The organism is Phenylobacterium sp. Root1290 (assembly GCF_001425305.1).
GTDB lineage: Bacteria > Pseudomonadota > Alphaproteobacteria > Caulobacterales > Caulobacteraceae > Phenylobacterium.
Genome location: NZ_LMEE01000004.1, coordinates 194,998 through 216,134 on the forward strand (window position 1 = coordinate 194,998; position 21,137 = coordinate 216,134).

At 64.3% G+C, this 21,137-nt stretch carries 23 protein-coding genes and 2 pseudogenes; 11 read left to right on the plus strand and 14 right to left on the minus strand.

Features of this window, described 5'->3' with window-relative positions; translation table 11 throughout:
* Positions 1-467 precede the first annotated feature (467 nt).
* A complete protein-coding gene (locus ASC79_RS19090) occupies positions 468-788 on the plus strand; it encodes a hypothetical protein (RefSeq protein ID WP_056026115.1) in 321 nt (106 codons plus the stop codon).
* Between the two features lie 169 nt (positions 789-957).
* Here ASC79_RS19090 and repC read toward each other — a convergent pair whose 3' ends face one another.
* The 3 genes from repC to ASC79_RS21220 form a co-directional block, all read right to left on the minus strand.
* The gene (gene repC, locus ASC79_RS19095; protein WP_056026117.1) at positions 958-2,199 is read right to left on the minus strand and encodes a plasmid replication protein RepC; all 1,242 of its coding nucleotides are present in this window, start codon (positions 2,197-2,199) and stop codon (positions 958-960) included.
* Positions 2,200-2,385: 186 nt separating this feature from the next.
* Positions 2,386-2,622, minus strand: a complete 237-nt coding sequence (locus ASC79_RS19100; RefSeq protein WP_056026119.1) for a ribbon-helix-helix domain-containing protein — start codon at positions 2,620-2,622, stop codon at positions 2,386-2,388.
* A gap of 366 nt (positions 2,623-2,988) precedes the next feature.
* Positions 2,989-3,195 (minus strand): hypothetical protein, encoded by a 207-nt coding sequence (locus ASC79_RS21220; protein ID WP_156378491.1) that lies wholly within the window; start codon positions 3,193-3,195, stop codon positions 2,989-2,991.
* A 225-nt stretch (positions 3,196-3,420) separates the two neighbouring features.
* Between ASC79_RS21220 and ASC79_RS19105 the strand changes: the two genes are divergently transcribed.
* From ASC79_RS19105 to ASC79_RS19115, 3 genes are all read left to right on the plus strand, one after another.
* On the plus strand, positions 3,421-3,855 hold the full coding sequence (locus ASC79_RS19105) for a MucR family transcriptional regulator (RefSeq protein WP_056026121.1): 435 nt from the start codon (positions 3,421-3,423) through the stop codon (positions 3,853-3,855).
* A gap of 325 nt (positions 3,856-4,180) precedes the next feature.
* Entirely contained in the window at positions 4,181-5,503 is a 1,323-nt protein-coding gene (locus ASC79_RS19110; RefSeq protein WP_162244320.1) for a mechanosensitive ion channel family protein, read from the plus strand.
* 295 nt (positions 5,504-5,798) lie between these two features.
* On the plus strand, positions 5,799-6,668 hold the full coding sequence (locus ASC79_RS19115) for a YihY/virulence factor BrkB family protein (protein WP_235528832.1): 870 nt from the start codon (positions 5,799-5,801) through the stop codon (positions 6,666-6,668).
* Positions 6,669-6,690: 22 nt separating this feature from the next.
* Here the strand turns inward: ASC79_RS19115 and ASC79_RS19120 are convergent, their stop codons facing one another.
* The 3 genes from ASC79_RS19120 to ASC79_RS19130 all read right to left on the minus strand — a co-directional run bounded on the left by ASC79_RS19120 (position 6,691) and on the right by ASC79_RS19130 (position 8,426).
* Positions 6,691-7,068 (minus strand): hypothetical protein, encoded by a 378-nt coding sequence (locus tag ASC79_RS19120; RefSeq protein ID WP_156378492.1) that lies wholly within the window; start codon positions 7,066-7,068, stop codon positions 6,691-6,693.
* A gap of 57 nt (positions 7,069-7,125) precedes the next feature.
* On the minus strand, positions 7,126-7,416 hold the full coding sequence (locus ASC79_RS19125; protein WP_056026129.1) for a hypothetical protein: 291 nt from the start codon (positions 7,414-7,416) through the stop codon (positions 7,126-7,128).
* Between the two features lie 125 nt (positions 7,417-7,541).
* Positions 7,542-8,426: a hypothetical protein gene (locus ASC79_RS19130; protein ID WP_056026131.1), complete on the minus strand. Its 885-nt coding sequence runs from the start codon at positions 8,424-8,426 to the stop codon at positions 7,542-7,544.
* Between the two features lie 364 nt (positions 8,427-8,790).
* On the opposite strand from ASC79_RS19130, the gene ASC79_RS19135 reads away from it, so the two are divergent.
* Positions 8,791-9,036 (plus strand): hypothetical protein, encoded by a 246-nt coding sequence (locus ASC79_RS19135; protein WP_056026133.1) that lies wholly within the window; start codon positions 8,791-8,793, stop codon positions 9,034-9,036.
* 321 nt (positions 9,037-9,357) lie between these two features.
* Here the strand turns inward: ASC79_RS19135 and ASC79_RS19140 are convergent, their stop codons facing one another.
* From ASC79_RS19140 to ASC79_RS20910, 3 genes are all read right to left on the minus strand, one after another.
* Positions 9,358-9,852: an acetyltransferase gene (locus ASC79_RS19140; protein ID WP_056026135.1), complete on the minus strand. Its 495-nt coding sequence runs from the start codon at positions 9,850-9,852 to the stop codon at positions 9,358-9,360.
* Positions 9,853-9,965: 113 nt separating this feature from the next.
* Positions 9,966-10,625 carry an alpha-ketoglutarate-dependent dioxygenase AlkB gene (locus ASC79_RS19145; protein WP_056026137.1) on the minus strand — a complete coding sequence of 220 codons (660 nt, stop codon included), beginning with the start codon at positions 10,623-10,625 and terminating at the stop codon, positions 9,966-9,968.
* Positions 10,626-10,646: 21 nt separating this feature from the next.
* A complete protein-coding gene (locus ASC79_RS20910; RefSeq protein ID WP_235528833.1) occupies positions 10,647-10,823 on the minus strand; it encodes a TraR/DksA C4-type zinc finger protein in 177 nt (58 codons plus the stop codon).
* Here ASC79_RS20910 and ASC79_RS21595 point away from each other — a divergent pair.
* The 3 genes from ASC79_RS21595 to ASC79_RS19155 all read left to right on the plus strand — a co-directional run bounded on the left by ASC79_RS21595 (position 10,766) and on the right by ASC79_RS19155 (position 14,073).
* Complete coding sequence (locus tag ASC79_RS21595; RefSeq protein ID WP_235528838.1) at positions 10,766-10,924, plus strand: hypothetical protein; 159 nt, start codon at positions 10,766-10,768, stop codon at positions 10,922-10,924. The genes ASC79_RS20910 and ASC79_RS21595 overlap by 58 nt on opposite strands.
* A 412-nt stretch (positions 10,925-11,336) precedes the next feature.
* Positions 11,337-13,094: a PAS domain S-box protein gene (locus ASC79_RS21405; protein WP_056026138.1), complete on the plus strand. Its 1,758-nt coding sequence runs from the start codon at positions 11,337-11,339 to the stop codon at positions 13,092-13,094.
* Positions 13,054-14,073, plus strand: a complete 1,020-nt coding sequence (locus ASC79_RS19155; protein ID WP_056026140.1) for an ATP-binding protein — start codon at positions 13,054-13,056, stop codon at positions 14,071-14,073. Before ASC79_RS21405 ends, ASC79_RS19155 begins: the two co-directional genes overlap by 41 nt.
* A gap of 363 nt (positions 14,074-14,436) precedes the next feature.
* On the opposite strand, the gene ASC79_RS19165 is transcribed toward ASC79_RS19155, so the two are convergent.
* Both ASC79_RS19165 and ASC79_RS19170 read right to left on the minus strand, forming a co-directional pair.
* Positions 14,437-14,652 (minus strand): hypothetical protein, encoded by a 216-nt coding sequence (locus ASC79_RS19165; protein ID WP_056026144.1) that lies wholly within the window; start codon positions 14,650-14,652, stop codon positions 14,437-14,439.
* A gap of 531 nt (positions 14,653-15,183) precedes the next feature.
* Positions 15,184-15,918, minus strand: coding sequence for a Crp/Fnr family transcriptional regulator (locus ASC79_RS19170; RefSeq protein WP_056026146.1), 735 nt, complete (start codon positions 15,916-15,918; stop codon positions 15,184-15,186).
* A gap of 307 nt (positions 15,919-16,225) precedes the next feature.
* On the opposite strand from ASC79_RS19170, the gene ASC79_RS19175 reads away from it, so the two are divergent.
* The 3 genes and pseudogenes from ASC79_RS19175 (at position 16,226) to ASC79_RS21605 (ending at position 18,473) form a co-directional block, all read left to right on the plus strand.
* Complete coding sequence (locus ASC79_RS19175) at positions 16,226-17,833, plus strand: GAF domain-containing protein (protein ID WP_082532265.1); 1,608 nt, start codon at positions 16,226-16,228, stop codon at positions 17,831-17,833.
* A gap of 130 nt (positions 17,834-17,963) precedes the next feature.
* A pseudogene (locus ASC79_RS21600) lies at positions 17,964-18,104 on the plus strand (cold-shock protein); the annotation flags it as partial.
* Between the two features lie 153 nt (positions 18,105-18,257).
* Positions 18,258-18,473 carry a cold-shock protein gene (locus ASC79_RS21605; RefSeq protein WP_235528837.1) on the plus strand — a complete coding sequence of 72 codons (216 nt, stop codon included), beginning with the start codon at positions 18,258-18,260 and terminating at the stop codon, positions 18,471-18,473.
* A 117-nt stretch (positions 18,474-18,590) separates the two neighbouring features.
* Here ASC79_RS21605 and ASC79_RS19185 read toward each other — a convergent pair.
* From ASC79_RS19185 to ASC79_RS19195, 3 genes and pseudogenes are all read right to left on the minus strand, one after another.
* Positions 18,591-18,764: pseudogene (locus ASC79_RS19185) on the minus strand (DUF2061 domain-containing protein); the annotation flags it as partial.
* Between the two features lie 17 nt (positions 18,765-18,781).
* Positions 18,782-19,681, minus strand: a complete 900-nt coding sequence (locus ASC79_RS19190; RefSeq protein WP_056026153.1) for a manganese catalase family protein — start codon at positions 19,679-19,681, stop codon at positions 18,782-18,784.
* A 117-nt stretch (positions 19,682-19,798) separates the two neighbouring features.
* Positions 19,799-21,031: an alpha/beta fold hydrolase gene (locus ASC79_RS19195; protein WP_056026154.1), complete on the minus strand. Its 1,233-nt coding sequence runs from the start codon at positions 21,029-21,031 to the stop codon at positions 19,799-19,801.
* Positions 21,032-21,137 lie beyond the last annotated feature (106 nt).

A 21,137-nucleotide genomic window follows, 5' to 3' on the forward strand; every position in this document is an offset into this window, starting at 1 on the left:
CGGAAAAACAAACCCTTCAATGCCGCAACGAACAGATATTAATCTAATCTTTACCTTACCTCCCGCCAGGCGCAAGCGGCCCAGAACGCGCCCAGCCGAAGGCCGGCGCCGAGCAGCAGCGGCGCGGGACGGCCTCGTGCCCGACCAGGCGCGGACAGCTCGGCGATACCTTCAACCCCGCCGCTACCGGCCTGCGCGCCCCGGGCTGCCCCTCCTGATTTTTGGCCGGACCATGCGTGTGGCGACGGGTGGTCGACCGGCAAATAAGAAGGGGAGGGGAGGGCGCCGACCTAACGCTGGGTCGCGATCGAGAAATCGAGCCAGAAGTCCGCCGCCGGCTTAACGCCCACGAGCCGACCGCCACGTTCAGGCGCGGATGCGTCATAAAATCGTCCGAGTGTCACCCGACGCAGAGGTCGCTCAGCGCTAAGCGCCCGCGCGCGCAGAGCGGCTCGTGGCAGAGGGGCGTGAAGAGGCTGGAGACGACCATTTTCATCGAATTGAAGGGCGCCTCAGGCGCGCGATATCGCTTTCTGCCAGCTTCCCAGACCCAGCCGTCGGTCATGGCGGGAAACCTCGTCGTGGCGGAACACGCGCCTGAAGGTCTCGTGGTTCTGCTCGTCGGCGTAACCAACGACCTTTCCAGATCCCAACGGCTGGCTCGGGAGGCCGGACTTGGCGACAAGCCGCTCTTTGTGCGCCTCAACGTAGCCAGGCGTTCGCGCGATCAGGAGCATGAGGACATCGTCGCGCAGTACGCCCCGCCGAAGGTGATCGACGACGCCTGAACCGAGCGGAAGTCCTCCCTCGCTGCCGGCAAGCTCCCCGTCGGCAGGCTAGCACGCTCGTCAGAACAGGCCGATCCGCGTGCCTGCCGGCGCGCGCAGGTCTGAGCGCGGTTATCTCCGCACTGATGGGTCAGCCCGCAGATCGCGCTAGCGGCGCGCACGGCGGCGATCATGTCGACCTGCGCTCGCGCGGCCGGCGCGGATGATGGCGCTCCTTCAGGCCATAGAGGCTGGGCAGCAGGTGGAGGTCGCCGGTTCGCTCTCGCTCGCACATGGCGCGCAAATATCCCCCGGCGCTTTTCACTTCGCCGCTGCGCCAGCGTGCCAGCACGGTCGCAACCGCGATCGACGCGCGATTACGCCCCATGGTCTCACGCGCTTCGCGCCAGGCGCTGAGGTTGATCCCTAGCAGCAGCGCAGCCTTGTAGGCCGCCTCCACGAACTCCTCCCAGTCGGCAGAGCCGGGATCTTCGAGATGAGCGTGAATCTCGGGGACCGCCTCCAGCACCAGCGAAAGCGGCACGACTTCTTCATTCGGCTTGAACGGCGGATCCAGACCCTCGTCGTCTTGGCTCGGCCGACCCGCGACTACTGCGTCACGCCAAGCAGGATACGTTGCTGTTTCAGCTTTTGGGTCGGTTGTAGGTTCTTTGTGGGCTCGGTTTTCAGAGCCCGTGGGCTCAGATTCATTTAACCTACGACCTTCCATCCAGGCCCTGTCCACCGCCGCCAACAGCGCTCCGAACTCAGATTCCAGCGCCATCAGCTCGGCGAGGCTGGGGCTTCTGGGCAGCCGGCCTGCGGCCTTGCTGATCGATCCCTCCCAGTCATGTCCCTTGAAGCCTTGTTCCAGCGCGTCGGCGCAGACCGTGCGGATCTCACGTCGGATCTCGCCCACCTTGCGGCGCAGCCGCCGACGTTCGGCGTTTTCAATCCCCCGCGCGGCCGCAAGATCGGCGAACTCGTCCCAGCGCACCGCCAGAGGCGATAGATCGAAGCCGAACGCTTCCACGACCTCGCCGCGTTCCCCCCTGTAGCCGTAACGCTTGCCGTTGCCGCTATCGCGCATGTGCACGAGGCCTGCCTTCACCGCTGCGCGGATCAGCCCCTGGATGACCGTGCGAGAGCGCTGCAGCTCTTCGCCGAGCATGTCGTTGGACGGCCAGGCGATAGGGCGGTGCACGCCGCCGGTCCAGTCCTGCTCCTGCGTCACCCGCACCAGGGCGCGGACAAGGCGCACAAGGCCGTCCCGTATCCCCAGCCGGGGCGCGGCGCGCTCAAACCTGTCGAGTAGCATGGCTTTAGAGACGCCTTCAGGCAGTCCCTCATAGGACTGCGCCAGCCTCGCGGCCGCCCACTGGGCGTCCGCCAGTCGGCGTACGTCGCCTGTTCCGTCGTGGACGGTCTGCATTTTTCCACTCTCCCAGCGGGAGGCCGCGGACACACAGGTTCCCGTCGCGCGAACGCGCGTTTTTGGATTGCGGCAATGTGGGAGATTCAGCTAGAAGGAGCAGGACTTTGGAGCTCGGGCGGGTTTGCAGACCCGTCTAGCGAATGACCTGGAAGAGCCCGGCGCGTTTTTGCGAGCCGGGTTTTTCTATGCGCTCACGGCCTGGTTCCTCTCATCTTCGCCTCGGTCGAAATATTCCCTGAGCACAAGCGCCAGAGCGTCGTTCCGATTGCTGAGGCCGCGCGCGCCCTTCAGTCCATCCAGCCGGGTGATCAACTCTCCTGGCAGGGTGACATTGATCTGGCTGCTGCCGGCCGCCTTGGCGGCGGCGCGCAGCCGGCGCTGATACTGCGCCTGATACTGAAGATGGCGATCGGTCGTCATTGCGCGCCGATAAGAGGGCGATTCCGCGCGCGACAACTAGTAAACGCGTCCCTCAGTCGCCCCCCAATGGCCAAATAACTTGCTTGAATTGCAATGGAATCGGGGCCGAGCGCGACCTGTGCCGGTGTTGACGTGGGTTCGCACCTGGCGTCACTGACTAGCGCCCCTAAAACGCTGGGCCTCGAGGGAGGAAGTCGTCCAGCACTTTGCTCAGGGGCCGACTTGTGGCGGGTGGACCCCGGCCGGCTTTGAGCGTCTGTCCAAGGCCCTGCCGTGCTCATCTGACAGGCCGGTCCTAATGAACCCTCAGCCGCGCTCGCGGGCCGCCCTGGCGATCCGGCGAGCGCGAGCGTTAGGCTCCAGACTTCAGCAGGGCAACAGGGCGATGGCGGTGATGAACCGAACGCGGCCCTTTTCGACCGCCTCGAGCCGAACTTGCGGAAATGCTGGCGTGACCAATGCGCTAGCCAGTTCGCGGGCCGCGCCATCGTCGTCAGCTTCGAATAGCTTTTGCTCGACGATAGGATCGACGGCCGCTGCATTTGCGAGGAAAGATGCGACGTACTGCGGCATGAACAAAGCCCCCCGGACTGACGCTAGGCCCCTGGTTACATCTGGCGCGGGACCTGTCGGGCACAAGCGCGCCTTAAGCGCCAAGGTTCCCTGGGGTCGCTGCCTGGCCTGATCCGCGCGACCATCGCAAGAACCATAGCCATTGAAACCGATTGTTCGCCCGCCTACCAATAAGAGGCGGCCGTACGGCGAGGCTCCGACCAAACGGCGACGGGAGAGTCGGCTATGGAAGAACGCAATCACGTCCTCGCCGGAACGACCCAGATTATAACAGCTTTTGTCAGCCATAATCTGCTGAACGCCCAGGACCTGCCGGCGCTGATCGCCAAGGTTCACGGCGCTTTTCGCGATGAACAGGTGGCCGAGCCTGCGGTCGCGAAGGCTACCGCGTCCCAGATCCGGCGCAGCATAACGCCCGACGCGTTGATCAGCTTCATCGACGGCAAGCCCTACAAGGTGCTCACCCGCCACCTCGCGATGCATGGCTTCACGATCAGCGAGTACCGCAATCGCTATGGTTTGCCGGCCGACTACCCTTCGACCGCGCCGGCCTATAGCGCGGTGAGAAGCGCGGCCGCGAAGGCTGCGGGGCTGGGCGGGGCTTTGGGCAGCACGCGCTCAAAGACCGCCGCGGCAAAGCGCTCGCCAACGCCGCGCTGACGGCCCCGGCCGACGATACGCGGGGGGCGCCGCGTAGGGCCGCTAGTGGCCGGCCCACGAGGGTGAAGGCCCCCGAGCTCTTCCACGCCCGCAGCCAGCGGTCAGCGATGCTCGATCGTCCGAAACCTTCGACGCTGGATTGGGCAACCGGGGGCGTAGGCGATTGTTGTCCTTTTCCATCCGAAGGACGCCGATGCCTAAACCGCCAAAACCAGATCACTGCCAAGGCTTCATGCCGTGGCGGCAGAAATTCAGATCAGGCAGAGGCCTTCCGCGGCAGAGGCGGGCGGGACTTATCTCGCTTCTGATCGGAGCGCTGCTATGCGTGGGCGCGCCGGCGCAGGCTCAAATTGGAGCGCTCCCAGCGCCTGCCAAGACAAATGCCGAAACGCCGGGGACATCCGCAGTGCCGCTGCGCAGTCCCGATCTCGCCATCCAGGCTCGCCTCTCCCAGCTCTTCGCCGACGTGGAGGGCCTTCAGTCCGTTCGCGCCCAAGTCCATGGCGGGGTGGTGCGTCTCACCGGATCGGTGTTGACGGCCGCGGACGCCGATCGGGCGCTTGACCTGGCCCAGCGCATCGAAGGCGTCGTATCGGTTGAGAGCGAGCTGGCTACAGAGCACCGCGTCTCTCGCCGGCTTGAACCCCTCGTGCAGCGCGTCCAAAGCCTGATGGAAACCTCGCTTTCCTTCGTGCCGCTGTTGATCATCGCGGCCTTGGCATTCTTCAGCTGCTGGTATGCAGGCCGCTGGGTGACGGGGCGCACACGGCTTTTTCGACGGCTGACGCCGAACGCCTTCATCGAGGCGCTGGTAGAGCAACTGGTGCGCCTGGCCTTCATCGTCCTTGGACTCGTGGTCGCGCTCAGCATTCTGGGGGCCACCGCGTTGCTAGGCTCGATCCTCGGCGCTGCGGGGCTCATCGGCCTGGCCGTCGGCTTCGCCGTACGCGACACGATCGAGAACTATTTGGCCGGGGTCATGCTCAGCATCCGCCAGCCGTTCGCCCCGAACGACCACGTGGTGATCGAGGGCTTTGACGGCCAGATCACGCGGCTCACCTCCCGGGTGACTGTCATCACTACGGGGGACGGCAACGAGGTCCAGATCCCCAATGCGACGGTCTACAAGGCAAACATCGTGAACTTCAGCCGAACGCCCGAGCGTCGCTTCGACTTCGAGCTGCCGCTCGATTATCGCAGCGATGTCTCATGCGCGCTGGCCTTGGCCCTGGGCGCGGTCAAGAGCATCGACGGCGTGCTTGCCGATCCGGCGCCCGCCGCCATGATCGACCGCGCGCAGGACCATGCGTTGATCATGAAAGTGTTCGCCTGGGTCGATCAGACGGCCTCCGATCTCGGCAAGGCCAAGAGCGAAGCGATCCGCCGGGTGAAGCAGAGTTTGGAGGAGGCTAAGGTCCCGCTGGCCGCGCCGGTTTGGAACGTCCGTTATCTGGGACGCCTCACGGCTGAGGATGAGGCCGCCAGCACGACGCCGGCTAAGGAGGACATCGAGGCTATTGCGGACACCAGCGCCGATCACACCTTGAAGAGGAAGGTCGACCAGATCCGCCAGGAGGGCGGCGCCGAAGACCTGCTGGATCCGCCGAGCAAGACCGGCGGCCAGACCTCGCAGGCCACGGCTGCGTGAGGTCGCGTTGCAGGGGCGAGGCGACATTTCGCAAGTTCGTTCGTTAGATCGGGCGATGCGGGTTTCGGCCGAGTTCACCCTAGGCGTGCTGGCGGGCGTCTTCGCGGCGGAAACAGCGCGCGCGCTACGCGAGCGGGGCGGAAGGGGAGGGCGTCTCTCCAGAAGCGCCGCTGGCTCGGAAAAACTTCAGGCGGGCGAAGAGCCGGCCAATCTTGAGCAAGCAGGGCAGGCGAGCAGGGGCCGACATGCTGACGAGCCTGCCCAGATACCGCCGCGCGGCTGGAAGGATATTCTGGTGCGCACCTTCAAGGAATTCGGCGATGACCAGATCGCCTTGGTCTCAGCCGGCGTCACCTTCTACAGCCTGCTGGCGCTGTTTCCCGCCATCGCCGCCTTCGTCGCTCTCTATGGCCTCTTCGCCGATGTCGCAGAGGCGCGCGACCACCTTCAGTCGCTCTCGGCCATCCTGCCGGCCGGGGCGATAAGCCTGATCGGAGACCAGCTCGTGCGGGCCGCCGCCGCCCGCAGCGAGGGGCTTTCCCTGACCTTCGCATTCGGCCTGGTGGTGGCGCTCTGGAGCGCCAACGGCGCCATGAAGGCGATCATAACCGGGCTCAACATCGCCTACGAGGAGAAGGAGCGCCGCGGCTTCGTGGGCAAGATCCTCATACCGCTCGCCTTCACGATCGGGGGTCTGGTTTTCGCCGCGATCGCCATCGCACTGGCGGCGTTCGGCGCCTCGATGGAAAGCCGCTGGGCCGGGCAGGCGACACTGGCCTACAGACTTGTTCTGGCGCTGGCGCTGTTCGCAGGCTTCACCTCCGCGCTGGGACTGCTTTATCGCTTTGGACCTAGTCGCCGATGGGTGCGCTGGCGGTGGATCTCCTGGGGCAGCGGGCTGGCCGCCCTGGCCTGGCTCACCATGTCGGCCGCCTTCACCTTCTACGTGGCGCGCTATGGGAACTTCGACCGCTCTTATGGCCCGCTCGGTGCGGCGATCGGCTTCATGACCTGGACATGGCTTTCGGCCCAGGTCGTCCTGCTCGGAGCGGAATTGAACTCGGAGATCGAACACCAGACGGCAAAGGACACCACGGTGGGAGCTCCAAAGCCCCTGGGCGCGCGGGGCGCGGTTATGGCCGACACGGTGGGCGCAGCCCAATAGGGCTGGACTTGGCGACGCCGCGTCAGGCCTGACGACCGACGATGAGCGGAAACTTACCGACAGCTTCTGGTTCGGCCTCGTCGCCTGGGAAGATCACCTGAGCGCCGGGGTGCCAGTTTACCGTCTCCCAATCGAGCGGCGCGTCCGCGGGCAACGGGGCCGGCTGGCCAAAACAGTGGACGAGCAAGGTGTTCATTCCCGCGCTCAGCGCCCAGGCCCAACGACCATGCGCGGGACCTGCGTCGCGGTTGATGGCTGAAGTCATCTCCAGATGGAGCACACGGTAAACGTCGCCAGGCTCTCTGCGCGCGAACGCAAAGAGCCCCGGTAGCCGCACGAAACGCCCGTCTCGATGTGAGAGCGCGTTGAAGGGAACGCCGCCTATCAGAATGTCGCTCATGCTCGCCTCCGCATGGAACATAAGCAGAACATTGTCGGTTTGTGGAGTCGATTTCGCCTAGGGGACGGAGTCTTGTCGCGGGCTTGCCGCGCCGCTGTCAGACCAAGCGGGCAGGAACTCGGTCAAGGCGGGTCGGGGCGGCGGTGAGAGCAGGAAGTTCGCGGCGGCGGTGCCGTCGCGGAGATAGATGGACAGGCTGACCGCTTCGCCGGCCTGGGCCAGACCTTCGGCCAGCCGTCGGCCCGCACGTTCGGCCGCCGCGCCGGTCGTGAAGAAGAGCTCGTTTTGGATCGCATCCGAGCGGACAACCCAACCGGCGGCGGCTGGAATCACGGAAACGCTCTTCATGAAGTCCTCAATTGGCGGCTGCGGCTTGGCCTGGGCGTGGGCGCATTCACCGGTGCGCCAACCCCATCGGCCGAGCGGGAGGGGGAACGCGCCGAGCCCAGAAGCGATCCCAATTGACGGCGAATTCAGACCCGGCCGGGGAGGCAAGCCAAGGCATGGTGCGGGAGACCGGCCAGAGCCTGTCGCAGACGCGGGTGTGGAAGCGCCGTTGCCCGCAATTCCAGGGGCCAACGCGACGTGTAGCTGTAGGTCACTGAATAGCGGTCGCGGTCCGTCGGCGGCCGGGCCCGATGAAACAGCCTGGCTCCATCAAAGACGATGACCGCGCCTTCCTCACCTGTCACGCCCACACGTTCGGTAGCTGGAATATGCCGGTCAGCGAGGGCCTCGCTTAGGAAGCCGCTACGATAGCGCAGGCTGCTGCGCACCTCGGTCGTGCGTTCGGCTGGAAGGTATTCAAACGGTCCATCGCTCTCTTCCACAGGGCTCAAATAGACGATGAACCTCACCACCTGCAGATCTTCCATGTCGGTGTGCCAGCGTCGCTGATTGACGGCCACGCCGTCGGCCCGTTCGCACTTGGCCGCTGCACCCAGGTAGAGCACCGGCGTCTGCACATAGCGTTCGACCAGAGCCAGAAGCCTCGTGTCCAGCCCGGCCGCATAGATCGCCAGCGACATCTGGTCGGAATTGCTTTGGATTGTCGTCGTGGTCGCCTCCTGCCCTTTCAGGGCGTCGAGCCGACGCACAAGGTCCGCTCGCTCATCGGGGGAAAGCTTGAGCATGTCCGCGCCGTCCGCGTCCGGACGCCAGAACCCGGCCTGCCTTAGCGCCGCCAATCCTACCGCGGCGGTCGGGTCCTCGATCGGCAGATCGAGGCGATGTCGCTCGATCCTCCGGGCCCTGCCGGCGGCATGCCAGGCGCGCGGAGCCGGAAGGTAGAGGCTCCACCTTCGCGCTTTAGCCAATAGCGAGGTTAAAGCCAGAACAGGCGCGGGGACAGCGGCCATGGATCACCCCCATTCGGATGTCTGGCGCCATTGCAGAGCTAATTTCAAAGCACAGTCAAGAAATTGACGCAGATACTCACAAAACCAACCAGGCTACACCCAACTTCTGGAAGATGTGGCGAAGGAAAACTGACCCACGACGACCAAAAATGATGAGGCTCCCGCGCGACGAGTTCGCGAACAATTTGGTGAATGTGAGAGATCAAACGCCGAGATCGCTCACAACCCTAGAGGGCCACCTCGCCACTCAGCGATGTCCTGGCGATCAGTCGAGCACTTCAAGCAACCCATCAGCAGTGCGCTGAACTCTTTGTCCTTATGCGCGTCTTATCCTAACTTGGAGACGCAAAGACTTGAGGCAGACATGCCGCTGACGGACTTGGGAGAGGATCACCTCGCCGTAGATGACTACCAGTTCACCATGAGCGACGGCGTGCGACGAGTTACTGTTCGCGTCGCGCGATCAGCCCTGAAGTTGGTCGAAGCGCGCTCAGGGACGCTAGGCTTCGCAGCTCATCGCAGCGCCTTCGCAGCGCTTGCGGAAAAGAAGTTCGCCAGAGGGCAAGGCAACGCAGATGGTTCGATCTCTCTTGGCGATCGCGACGTCTAGGCGTGCCATCGAACGCCCGCTTGCCCTCTCGGACAGCGAGGGCGCAGGCGCCTTTTTGTCAGTGAGCGGTCGAACCGACGGGAGCAGGCGCTTGATTGAAAACCGCTGCGGTGTGTTCGGCGTCCTCGAAGGACAGGCCGCTTTGACTTGCGGCGGCGATTACGAGCGTGTCGCCCGTTGTCTGGTCGTAAACGCTGAACCCGCGAGGATCAGGTCGAACGGCGAAGCGATTCTCCATCGGCGGACTATGCATGCGACGACCCTCGCTGTCAGGGCTCGATATCGCCATGCACAGACAACATCTGAACATCGGGCGTTACCCTAGGGTCGCGTCGCATCGCCCGACCAGAGAGGGTTGCAGTATTGGGCGCTCAACGCAGACGAGCCACGGCGCAGGTGTATCAGCGGGTAGGCACGACCTTGGCCGTCCGTTTCTGACCTGCCGAAGGCGCTGAACCCCATGCGCAGATAGAACCTCATCGCCTGATGGTTCTGCTCGTTGACGTCCGTGGTGATAACGTCATGTGCGGCCAGCGCATGCTCCACAAGCCGCCGGCCGAGACCTGCGCCGCTATGAAGCGGATCAACGAACAGGGCTTCCATGTGCGCCCCATCAAGCAGCATGAACGCCAAAGGACGCCCACCCTGATCGACGGCCAGGGTCAGTGGCGCTTGCGAAACGACGTCACGCACAAGCGCCTCTAGGTCGTCACGGTCGGCTGGCTTGAGAAATCCGTGGGTGGCGGCCACCGCCTCGCGCCATATCTGGAGGACCCGTTCGGCGTCCTGCGGACTTGAAGGGCGAAGTTCAATCATCTGTCCGCGCCTTCCTCTTTACTGGCCTCTGACTTGTCCTGCGCGAAATGGCGCCCGTCACGCAAGGAAGGGCGCCCCGCTCGCGGGCCTAAAAGGCCGCTCCAATGCCCGAACTAGCCTTTGTCGGCGCCGACAACGCGGCCCGACCCTGACGATGCGTTGATCGGTTGACCGTCCAGTTCAGCCTGGCGAAAAGTCCGGAGGGTCACGGAGTAACGCAGAGCTTCCACAGGCGCGATCGAGTGCTCCCAGTCCGTGCGCGCCGGCCCTTGCAGCAGATAAGCCGAGCGAGGACTGGTGGACAACGTCGCGCGCTCCCAGCCCTGCGCCCGCCTGCGCCGCAGTCGAAAGGGACAGGCGCTAAGCAAGGACACTCCGGCGATGTCTTCAAATTGTTGTCGGTCGCGATGCCAGCCAATGCCCGCGCCGGGCCGGTACTCCAGGACGAGCACTTGCATAAACGCCTCGGGGTCATGCCCGGTGAAGCTGGCGACCTGTCGCCTCAAGGGCAACAGAAACTCAGGGATCGGATCGACCCTCTCCAGGAGGCGCCGCGCGAAGTCGTATCGCCAGCCGAAAGAGACCACGCGTCGATGACCGAAAAAGCCATGAAACGCGAAGGGCTCGAAGGGCAAGGCCTGGATCTGGCCCACCAGCCTCGTCTCCTCCTGGGCGCTGATCAGGTCGGCCTGGTAGCGCAGGCCAGGCGGCAGGTGCGCCGGCTTGGCGGAGGACACTGGCGGCGGGTCGAAGAGGGAAAGCTGCTGGGTCATAGCTTGGGTTAGCGCACCGAGCTAGCGCAGCTGGCTGTCCTTGCTGCCACGTCGATTGATGCCGACGAGCACAATGCCTCCGTCATGTTCCGATTGGCATTGGATGCAGGTGCGCGCCGAAGGGAGGGCCTGGCGCCTCGATGCAGAAATTTCATCGCCGCAATCCACGCAGCAAGCCGTGCCTTTCCCAGCCTGCATTCGGGCGCGAATACGCCGTCGGCGATCGTGTCGGCAATCTGATCGAGCACCGCACCATCCCGCGTCCAACCGCCAGCCATGTCGCCACCAAATGTTTCTGATTTCTCAGCTGCTTAGATGGTCTCTCAAAGCGCAAATCCAATACCCCAGCAGGGCGTCGCCGCAGTCGCTGACGGGCGGGACCTCTCGCGATCATCGCGCCGCATAAGGCTCGCGCGCGTCTTCCAAGGCGCACCCCCGCTCCAAGCGGTGAGGGCGCCTGGAGCGGGGCTCCTGATGGAGAGCCAGGTTTAGCCTCCTGACTGCGGTTTTGAACTCGCCAAGGCAGAGGTCGTTCCCTCCGCCTTTGGCCAGCTCAACATCGCCCTTTTCCGCATACGGGCGAGCGCCTGGCACGCAAGCCGCCCGGACGTTCCCGCCGCTGATCGGCCGCTGAATGGAACCGCGCTCGGGCTGGGGGTTTGGCTTTTCGGGCCTTCACATGAGGCACGAAAGCGTGAATTAGGAGCGCGCGTGATCGACATCGAGCACATGCAGGACGTCGCCAACTATCGGGAGCTGGCCGACGCCGCGCCCGTGATCATGTGGGTGACCGACCAGAGCGGCCGCTGCGTGTTTCTGAACCAGCTCTGGTACGAATTCACTGGTCAGACGCCCGCTCAGGCTGAGGGCTTCGGATGGCTTGAGGCCACGCATCCTGACGATCGGGAGATGGCTGAGGCCGTCTTCCTGAGGGCCAACGCTGAACAAACCGCGTTTCGCTTGGAGTACCGGCTGCGGGGCGCGGACGGCGCCTATCGCTGGGCGATTGACGCGGCGAAACCTCGGCTGAGCTCGACGGGCGAGTTTCTGGGTTTTGTGGGCTCGGTCATCGACATCGAAGACCGCAGGCGAGCCGAAGAGGGACTCGCCCTGAGCGAGGAACGGCTGCGGCTGGCCACAGACGCCGCCGACATCGGGTTTTGGGACGTCGACGTGGTGCGCCAGTTGCTGTTTTGGCCACCCCGCGTGCGCCGCATGTTCGGCATCGCCGACGAGGCGCCCATCGGTCTTGGCGACTTCTATGCCGGCCTGCACCCCGACGATCGCGAGAGAACAGCGCTCGCCTTCCAAGCCGCGTGCGATCCCAAGACACGCGCTCTATACGACGTGGAATACCGAACAATCGGCAGAGACGACGGCCTGGTCCGCACGATATCAGCGAAAGGCCGGGCGATTTTCGACGAAGGCGGCCACTGCCTTCGGGTCGTCGGCGTCGCCGCCAACATCACAGCAAGCCGCCGTACCCAAGCGGCCCTCGCCGAAAGCGAAGCGCGCTACCGCGCTCTTTTTGAGGCCCTGAATGTCGGCTTTTGCGTCGTGGAAGTGGACCTCGGACAGGGCCAAGTCGACTACCGCGTCGTGGAGGCCAACGCCGCCTTCTATCTCGAGACCGGTTTTCCGAGGGAAATCTTCAATCGCTGGCTTCGCGAAGCTGCCCCAACGCTGGAGGAGCATTGGTTCGAGAGGTACGGCCGCGTCGCACGCACCGGCGAGGCGATCCGCTTTGAAGAGGGCTCGGACTCCCTTGGGAGATGGTTCGACGTCTACGCTTTTCCGACCGGCGACCGGCGCGTGGCCATCCTCTTCAACAACGTTTCGGAACGCCGCCGGGCCGAGGCCCAGATGCGCGCCAATCTGCAGCGCATGCCCGCGTTCGTGGCGGTGCTGAACGGCCCCGACCACGTCTACGAATTCGCCAACGAGGCCAACAGCACCGTGTTCGGTTTGCGAGAGTTCATAGGCCGACCGGTCCGGGAGATATTTCCAGACCTTGCGGATCAGGCGTTCTTTGAACTGCTGGACAAGGTCTACACGAGCGGCGAGCGCTTCTCAGCCCAGGCCATGCCGATCGCGCTGAGGGGCGAACGTACTCGTTATATCGACCTTCTCTACGAACCGATCAGTGAGGCGGGAAAGGTTGTAGGCATCTTCGCCGGCGGCTACGACGTGACCGATCGGGTGGAGGCCGAGCGTGACCTCAAGCACCTGAATGCAAGGCTCGAAAATGCCGTCCTTGAAAGAACCGCCGATGTCCAGAAGGGGCTGGAGGCGCTCAAGGCGGAAATCGCTGAACGCGAGCGCGCCCAGGCCGCGCTTCGTCAGAGCCAGAAGCTCGAGAGCATGGGGCAGCTCACGGGCGGCGTCGCCCATGACTTCAACAATCTTCTGACCCCGATCATCGGCGCGCTTGATCTTCTGGAGCGCAAAGGGGTGGGGGGGGGCGCGTGAACAGCGACTGATCGGAGGGGCGATACATTCGGCCGAGCGCGCCAAGACGCTGGTCCAGCGGCTTTTGGCCTTTGCTCGCCGCCAACCCCTTCAAGCCAAGTCCGTCGCCGTCGGCGAGCTTGTCCAGAACATGGGTGACCTAATCTCGGCGACGACCGGGCCGCAGATCCGTGTGGTGGTGAACGTAACGCCGGGACTGCCTCCGGCCCATGCCGAGCCCAACCAGGTCGAGATGGCCTTGTTGAATCTGGCCGTGAACGCGCGTGACGCAATGCCCGAGGGCGGCACTCTGCGCATCAGCGCCACCCCGGTGACGGTGGCGCATGGCGAGATCGCTGAGCTTCGCGCGGGCGACTATGTGCGCCTCTCCGTCGCCGACACTGGGGCAGGTATGGACGAGGCCACCCTGGCGCGCGCGGTCGAGCCGTTTTTCTCGACTAAGGGCGTGGGGCAGGGCACAGGCCTGGGCCTTTCCATGGCGCACGGGCTGGCCGCTCAACTGGGCGGTTCGTTGACGATTCAGAGCCGCCTGGAGGTAGGCACCAACGTCCAATTGTGGTTGCCGGTCAGTTCGGCGCCCTCGGGTCCGACGCAGGCCCCAGAGGCTGGCCTGGCGCCGCCGGCGTCCAAAGCTATGGGATCGGTGCTGCTGGTCGATGATGAGGAGATCGTGCGCTTGACCACGGCGGACATGCTGTCTGAGCTTGGCTATGACGTGGTGGAGGCTCATTCAGCCGAGCATGCCCTGCATCTGGTGAAAGAGGGCTTGGTTCCGAACATTCTAGTTACCGATCACCTGATGCCAGGCCTGAGCGGCGCGGATCTGGCGCGGCTGCTGCATCAGACCTATCCCGCCCTCAAGGTTCTGGTGGTGTCCGGGTACGCGCAGGACGAAGGCCTACCTCCCGATTTGCCGCGCCTGACCAAACCGTTTCGCTCGGAGGAACTCGCCGCCAGCCTTAAGGCCTTGGCGGCGTGAAAGAATACCGCGCGCTAGCTCGGCGGCTTTGAGCCCTGCTCCACATGATCGATGTGAGCTCGCTCGACCGTCCGGCGCGGCTGTTCAGCGACATGAGTCTGGCATGAAGCAGCAAGCCGAGCAGCAACCCGCCCGCCATCAGCAGCCCCGACACCAAGAGGTGGTCGCGCATGCGCCAATTATAGAAGCCTGAAACAACGGCCTCGCCCGCCAGTATCAGGCCAGCCCCCAAGGCGCTGGCCATGAGGGCCGCGGACGGGGCGCATAGCTCTCTGTGCGTTCGGCGGCCGGGTCGTCGCGCTCACTGTCCTCTCTGGTCGGCGCAAGGTGTCCTGTCCCCGGGCTAGGGGGCGGGGGGGCGCGTCAGGAGATATTGTCCCGAAGGTCTTGTTTGGCAGGTTGGCGCGTCTGCGCATGCTCGCAAATGCCGCGCAACTGGCGCTTGAGCATGTCGCCTTCGATCTGAACGAGATTGTACCCTTCGATCTTGAGCTGCTTGGAGAGCTCGGAGACGGTTCGGAACTCACCTGTCCTGGCGAGTTCAAAGGCGCGCTCAAGCGTCGTCTGTTTGAAAGTCATAGATGGGGAGCGGACCAGGCTAGATAGAGTTCCGGGCGACCGGGAGGTAAGGCTAGCCCGTCGGCTTCAGGTGCAGGAGCGGGCGCAGGATCGGCGGCCGATGCACGACAGCCGCGGCAAGGCGTGGGGCGGCAGGAAGAGGGCGCATGGCGCGCCGTTGATGGTCGTAAAAGTCATTGGTTCCGGTGGGCTGGCGGCCGACCAAGGCGCCGCGTGGACGCCCTCTGGCGTGGGTCGCAAGGGGACTGGGCGTTGAGGGCGGACGTGTGCGGGCGAGCGGCCTGTCGCGAGCCGTGCGCCGCGGACGCCGGCGGGCTCATTGAGCCGCCGGGCCGCTGATCTGCGCGCGCGTCTCTTAGGGAGCAGTCTTCAGGTGGTCTGCGGTTTTGCGGCTGACATCTTGCCGCTCCGCTGATCGCGTTCGAGCGGGTAGCCGAGCTTCTGGCCTTCATTAAGAGCGCCAAGTCCGACGCGTTCCACGGCCGCAAGGAGATGCTGACGCGAGGCAAAAATGGGTCTCTCCGCCGCTGGTCAGTCGTTCGGATAGATGCCGTGCAACACGCGATCGAAGTGATCTTCCAGGGCCGTGGTGCACGAGCAGGAACGCGCAGTCAGCGCGCGCTCGTCGCTGATGACGAACAGACCGCGCCGTGTCGTGATGACGCCCTCCTTGCGCAGGTTGCTCACGATGCGCGTGACGAAGGTTCGCCCAACGCCAAGCATGCGCGCCAGTTGGTCGTGGGTCATTTCGAACTCTGCTGCGCCCGTGCGGGCCATCGCCGCCAGCAACCATTTGGCGGTTCGCTGTGTAATGGTGTGGGTGGCGTTGCAGGCGGCGGTTTGGAAGACCTGGGCCAGTAGGCAATCGGAGTAGCGTGCAAACCAGTGCCGCAGCGTAATGCTATCCAGCTTCGCCTGCTCAAGCGCTGTGGTTTTCACCCTTAGGAAGCGCCCAGCGAAACGCACCTGCGCCGTGGCGTAGGCCGGCAGTGAGCCGTTCGAGACGATGCCGCCGATGGCGCCTTCACGTCCCACCAGGGCGACCTCGACGGACTCTTCGTTGCGATCGCCGCCGACACAGAAGGCGGCCATCGCAGCGTTGCACGGGAACCACGTATCGACGACCTCGGCTCCTGCTTCCTGGAGCATGTCGAGGGGCTTGAGATCGAAGGCGAGCATGTGCGGCGCAAGCCGCGCCCGGTCGGCGTCGGTCAGCTTTGCAAGCAAGAGATTGGCGGTGAAGTCTTCGGCCTTGGGCTGACTCATCGACGCAGATCGATCCTGGCGCTGCGGCTCACCGGCCACTGTCCACTAGTGGACCGACAGAGTCGCCCGCCTATGTTACTCCCGAACATAACGCCTCCAGACGTCGCCCGCGCCTTTGGGATCTCACCAGCCGACTTACGGGCTCTAGATCCTGGTCGGGCTACAACGCCGTATCCGGCGCCGCGTTGCACGACCCGGGGTCACGGGGCCTGCTGAGCGTTGGCCCACCAGATCCGGGATCATTGAGTGAGCTCCAAGGACGCTCGCTGGCCGGCGCGACGACGCCAATTGAGCTGACCTAGGACGCATGAACAAATCCGTCGATCAAAGCAGCCGTGGCCGCCATCCCCCCGATCCCCCCGGAGCGATCCAGCCGCACGGCGCAATGCTTGTGTGCGATCCGGTAAGTTACCTGATCCAGTTCGCCTCGGAGAATCTGGGCATGTTCGTCGCAGGCGCCGACCAGAACCCCATCGGCGCGGATCTGGCCAGCGTCATTGGCCCGCAGGCCGCGCATGACGTCCGCAACGCCGCCGCCAAGGCTGGGGGATCGCAGTTTTCCAGCGCTGTGCTGGCCGCATATCTCCCGGGCGCGGCCGGCCTGTTGGATCTTGCTGTTCGCCGATCCAATGACCGGATCTTCATCGAGATCGAACCGTCCTCGCCCAGCGACGGCAATGACGCGCTCAATTCGGTCCAGGCTCTGATCCAACGCGTCGATCTGGAGTCAGATGTGGCGTCGATCGCCGGGATTGGGGCGAGACTGGTGCGGGGTTTCCTCGGCTACGACCAAGTGTTGGTGCTCAGGTTCCTGCACAACGGGATCGGCCTCGGCATCGCCGAAGCCAAGCGCCCGAGTCTGGACAGCCTCCTGGGCCAGCGCTTTCCCGCTTCGGATTTTCCTGATCGAGACCGACGGCTTTACTTGGCCAACACCATTCAGATGATCAGTGACGCCCGCCGAAGCCCGGTCGCTTTGACCCCGGCATTGACGAAGGATGAGGCGCCGATCGATTTATCCCTGGCGCATCTGCGCAGCGTCACGTCGGCCCATCGCAAGCACCTCGAGGAGATCGGGGTCTGCGCATCGTTTTCGATTTCGCTCATCGTCGAGGGCGAACTTTGGGGCCTTATCGACTGCTATCACGCCAGCCCCCGCCTCGTGCCCCTGTCAGCTCGGATTGGCGCCGAGCTATTTGGTCGCTTTGTCTCGCTGCAGATATCATTGGCCGAAGCACGCGACCAGATTGCGAGCGCCGAGCTGGCTCGCGAGCGGCTCGATAATTTGGTCGCCCGCCCCAGCTCGAAGGACGCGCTGGCCGACAACCTTCGCGACCATCTGCCTGATTCCGCGGGGATCTGGACATCGTTCGACGCGGAGCCCTCGGCGCATGACCTCGGCGACGGGGCGAAGGTCAAGGACCTGCCGGCCCGCCTTCGCACGACATTCCCGGCGAGCATCACACCTGCGGGCCCTGCTCCTGTCACGCACACCGCTGCGAGCCCCGGTGCAGGATCACTTGACGGCCTCGACATCCTGCTCGTCGAAGATCAGGTGCTGGTTGCTATGGATGTTGAAGAGACGCTGCGGCGATTAGGCGCCCGCAATGTATGCGCCTCGTCATCCGTCGCCGATGCGGACGCCGCGCTGGCGAGCTTCACGCCCCACGTAGCAGTGCTCGATTTCGACCTTGGCGTCGAGACGTCGGAGGTTCTGGCCGACAGCCTGCAGGCGCGCGGCGTCCCATTCATATTTGCGACTGGATATGGGGAGGGCGCCTCGATGCCGGCGCGTTTCGCGCACGTTCCGATCGTTCCCAAGCCGATCAGTACGGCCGCCCTGGCCGCGAAGATCGCCGAAGTCAGGCCGCGGGCCTGGGGCGCGGAGGCCAGCAAAGACATCCTGCGCGATTAATCGTCGCCGCGCGCGGTTCCTGCCACCGCTTGCGATATCGCCATCGGCGCCGAACCAGAAGGACAAGCCTGGCGTTGATGCCCGTCACGTCTTTCGGTTAGATCGCGCCAAGTCCCTCAAGGAGTTTCCCATGACGCAAGGCGTCGTCAAATTCTTCAACGCCAACAAAGGCTTTGGCTTCATCAGCCCATCGGACGGCGCCGACGACGTCTTTGTCCATGTTACGGCGCTCCATGACAGCGGCCTTGATGGACTGAATGAGGGGGACGAAGTCAGCTTCGAGATCACCCGTGATCGGCGATCCGGCAAATCGACCGCGACCGGTTTGACGCTGCTCGCCGCTGCGACGCCTTCGTCACGCGGCGGGAGGCCGCCCCGTCAGGCGCCAGGGGCTCAAAGGCAGGGCGGCGGCTCCCACTCCTCGCTGGGTTCGGCCAACGGCGTCGTCAAGTGGTTCAACGCCAGCAAGGGCTTCGGATTCATTACCCCCGACGTTGGCGGCGAAGACATCTTTGTTCACATCTCCGCCGTAGAGCAGGCCGGCTTGAGCAGCCTGACGGAAGGTCAAACGCTGAGTTTTGACGTGGAGCAGGATCGCCGCAGCGGCAAGCTTTCGGCAGCCAATCTCCGTACGGACTGATCTCCTCCAACGCGCGGGGCGCGTGTTGCACTCCGCGCGGCAGGCCCTCGCTCAAGCGTTGTCCGGCGCGGCGGGCCCATGGCCGTGACCGCATAGAGTCTTGACCGGTATATCGCCGGCCTTGCTCCAGAGCCGTTCGTGTATGGCGAATGCGGCCGTTTGGACGACCGGCTCCACCACCCCGACCGCCAAAGCGATGCGCCAGTCGCGAGTGAGGGCGAAGGCGACGATGATCGCCACCGTCAGATGCATGACGCCGTAGGTGCAGGTCTTCAGCATTGTGCGGTTCATCGCCTTCGCCCCAGGCCCTACTCGCCTAGGGGAGTAGTGGCGCCCGCGCCCGGCCCGGCGCCAAGATCAGCGCCCGTGATCGGGTCGATGGTGGGGTCAGACTGGGTGCGCGCAGCCATGTTCGCGAGCGTTTTCTTTTCTTTGGCGCTGACCTTCACCGTGGCCGAACCATCTCCCCCGTCCACGGCGGCCTGGGCGTCACGATCGCTGACGACCTGCCAGTTTTCTCCGGAGTTCCATGCGCCGCTGGCGTCGCCGTCTCCCTGAGACATGTCGAAATAGACATCGGTGAAGGCCGGGTCGCCGGGGATCTTACCCGGCGGGAAATTGGGCTCGATCGCGTAGAGGGCCTTCTCAAACGACTTCTGGTGCGCGATCTCGCGGGTCATCAGAAAGCCCAGGGCGTCCCTGATGCCAGGATCGTCAGTGATGTTGATCAGCCGCTCGTAGACAATCTTGGCCCGGCTCTCAGCGGCGATGTTAGAGCGCAGATCCACCGTCGGCTCGCCGCGGCTGTCGATATAGGCGGCGGTCCAGGGCACGCCGGAAGAATTCGTCAAGGCAGGGCCGCCGCCATAAAGCAGCGCCTGGGTGTGGCTGTCGCCGCCGCGCGTGAGCGAGAGATAGAGTTCGGCCTCCGACATGGCCGCTTCCGCCAATTGTCCCTTAGCGCCCTTGTTGAGCATGGCGACGATGCTGCCGATGATCTCCAGATGGCTCAGTTCCTCGGTGGCGATGTCGAGCAGAAGGTCCTTACGGCCGGGATCGTCTTCGGCGAGGCCTTGTGTGAAATACCGCATCGCCGCAGCAAGCTCACCGTCGGGCCCGCCAAATTGTTCGAGGAGCAGACTGGCGAGAACCGGGTTTGGTTCGGCCACGCGCACGGTGTACTGAAGCCTCTTGTTGTGCATAAACATATGTTATCTTTCAGGTTTCCTGGGATATCTCGGAATCCCAACCTGCGGGGGGGATCTCTGTTCCTACGGTCAAGCGGCCTGGTGGAAAGATTTCTGAAAGACTGCTTCCAGTTCGGCTCAGCGGCGCGAGCCGTCAGTTGAAGCCGATCGAGACCGCATGTCGTCCTGCAGGCTTGTTCCGAGATGGGAGTCAGGCGGGGTTGGCGGCCAGGCGCGATGGGCCAACAGCTGGTCGGCGAAGGCGGCGATGTGGTCGTTGTAGACCTCCGCGCGCTCTAGCATTCCCATGTGGTTCACATCTTCGACCACCACCAGGTCGGCAAGCTTGCATGTCCGCGCGATGTGTTCGCTCGCCTCGAGCTTGGTGACGAGGTCAAGGTCCCCACCAATGACCAGCACGGGGATGTCGAGCCTATGCAGGCTGTCTGACCCATCCCAGCGGAACATCGCCAGAATTCCGCGGGCTTGCTCTCCTGGAGGGTTGCGAGTGGCCAGGAGCGTGACGTGTTCCAGCTGGCTGCGCGTCACGAAACGCCCAAATCCGAAACGATTGGCCATATGGGCCGAGCCGCTGAGGTAGCTTAGCCAGGCACTGGCCCAGACAAGCGGCTGCAGCCAGATCGCAACATGAAGGAGGGGCTGCAGGACTGGCCGCCGCAGAGCCTTGGCAAGGCCCGCCGCCACCATGGTTCGCAAGGGGTTCGTGTAGGTCGTGTTCAGCAGCACCGCGCCAAGGACCTTATTTCTGGCGAAACCGGGACGAGCCAAAAGCGTCTGGATCACCATCCCGCCGATGCTGTGGCCCACCAGGACCGCGGGTCGAGACCCGGTGAATTTGACAAGGGCTGCGAGATCGTCGGCGAAAGCTTCAAGGTCGGTTTGGGTGCGTCCCCGCCGAGAGATTCCAAGTCCGGGCATGTCCCAGACAACGACCCGGAACCGCCGCGCAAGCATCCCGCGGGCGTACCACCAGATCGTGGAATCCATTCCCCATCCGTGCGTCAGAATGAGGCGCGGCCCATCAACTGGGCCAAATTGCTCGACATAAAGGGTACGGCCGGTGTCGGTAAGGATGCAAACCGCCTCGCCTAGGCCGCGCCGGGGATGGGAAGGAACCTTGTCTCGATGGGCGATCAACGCCAGCACCACGGCGCGGCCCATTGCGGCCCAGGCGAGCATCCCTGCTCCAAGCCAAAGCCTCCACACCTCGCCCCGCACCCACTGCGCGCGCCCGGCAAGATCGATGAGTGTGTCGCCTCGCCACCAACTCCAGACGAAGTATCCGCCGACGATAACGACGGCGAGGGCGAGGAGACCGAAGATGAATCTTAGAAAGCCGAGCAGGGGCATGGATTAGGTCCGCCAAGTGTAGACTTGGGTGCTGCCCTGGAGCTAACCCAGGGCCAGGTCGGCAGTCATCGGGACCCGGCAAGGAGCAGGTCCGCCCCACCAGGGG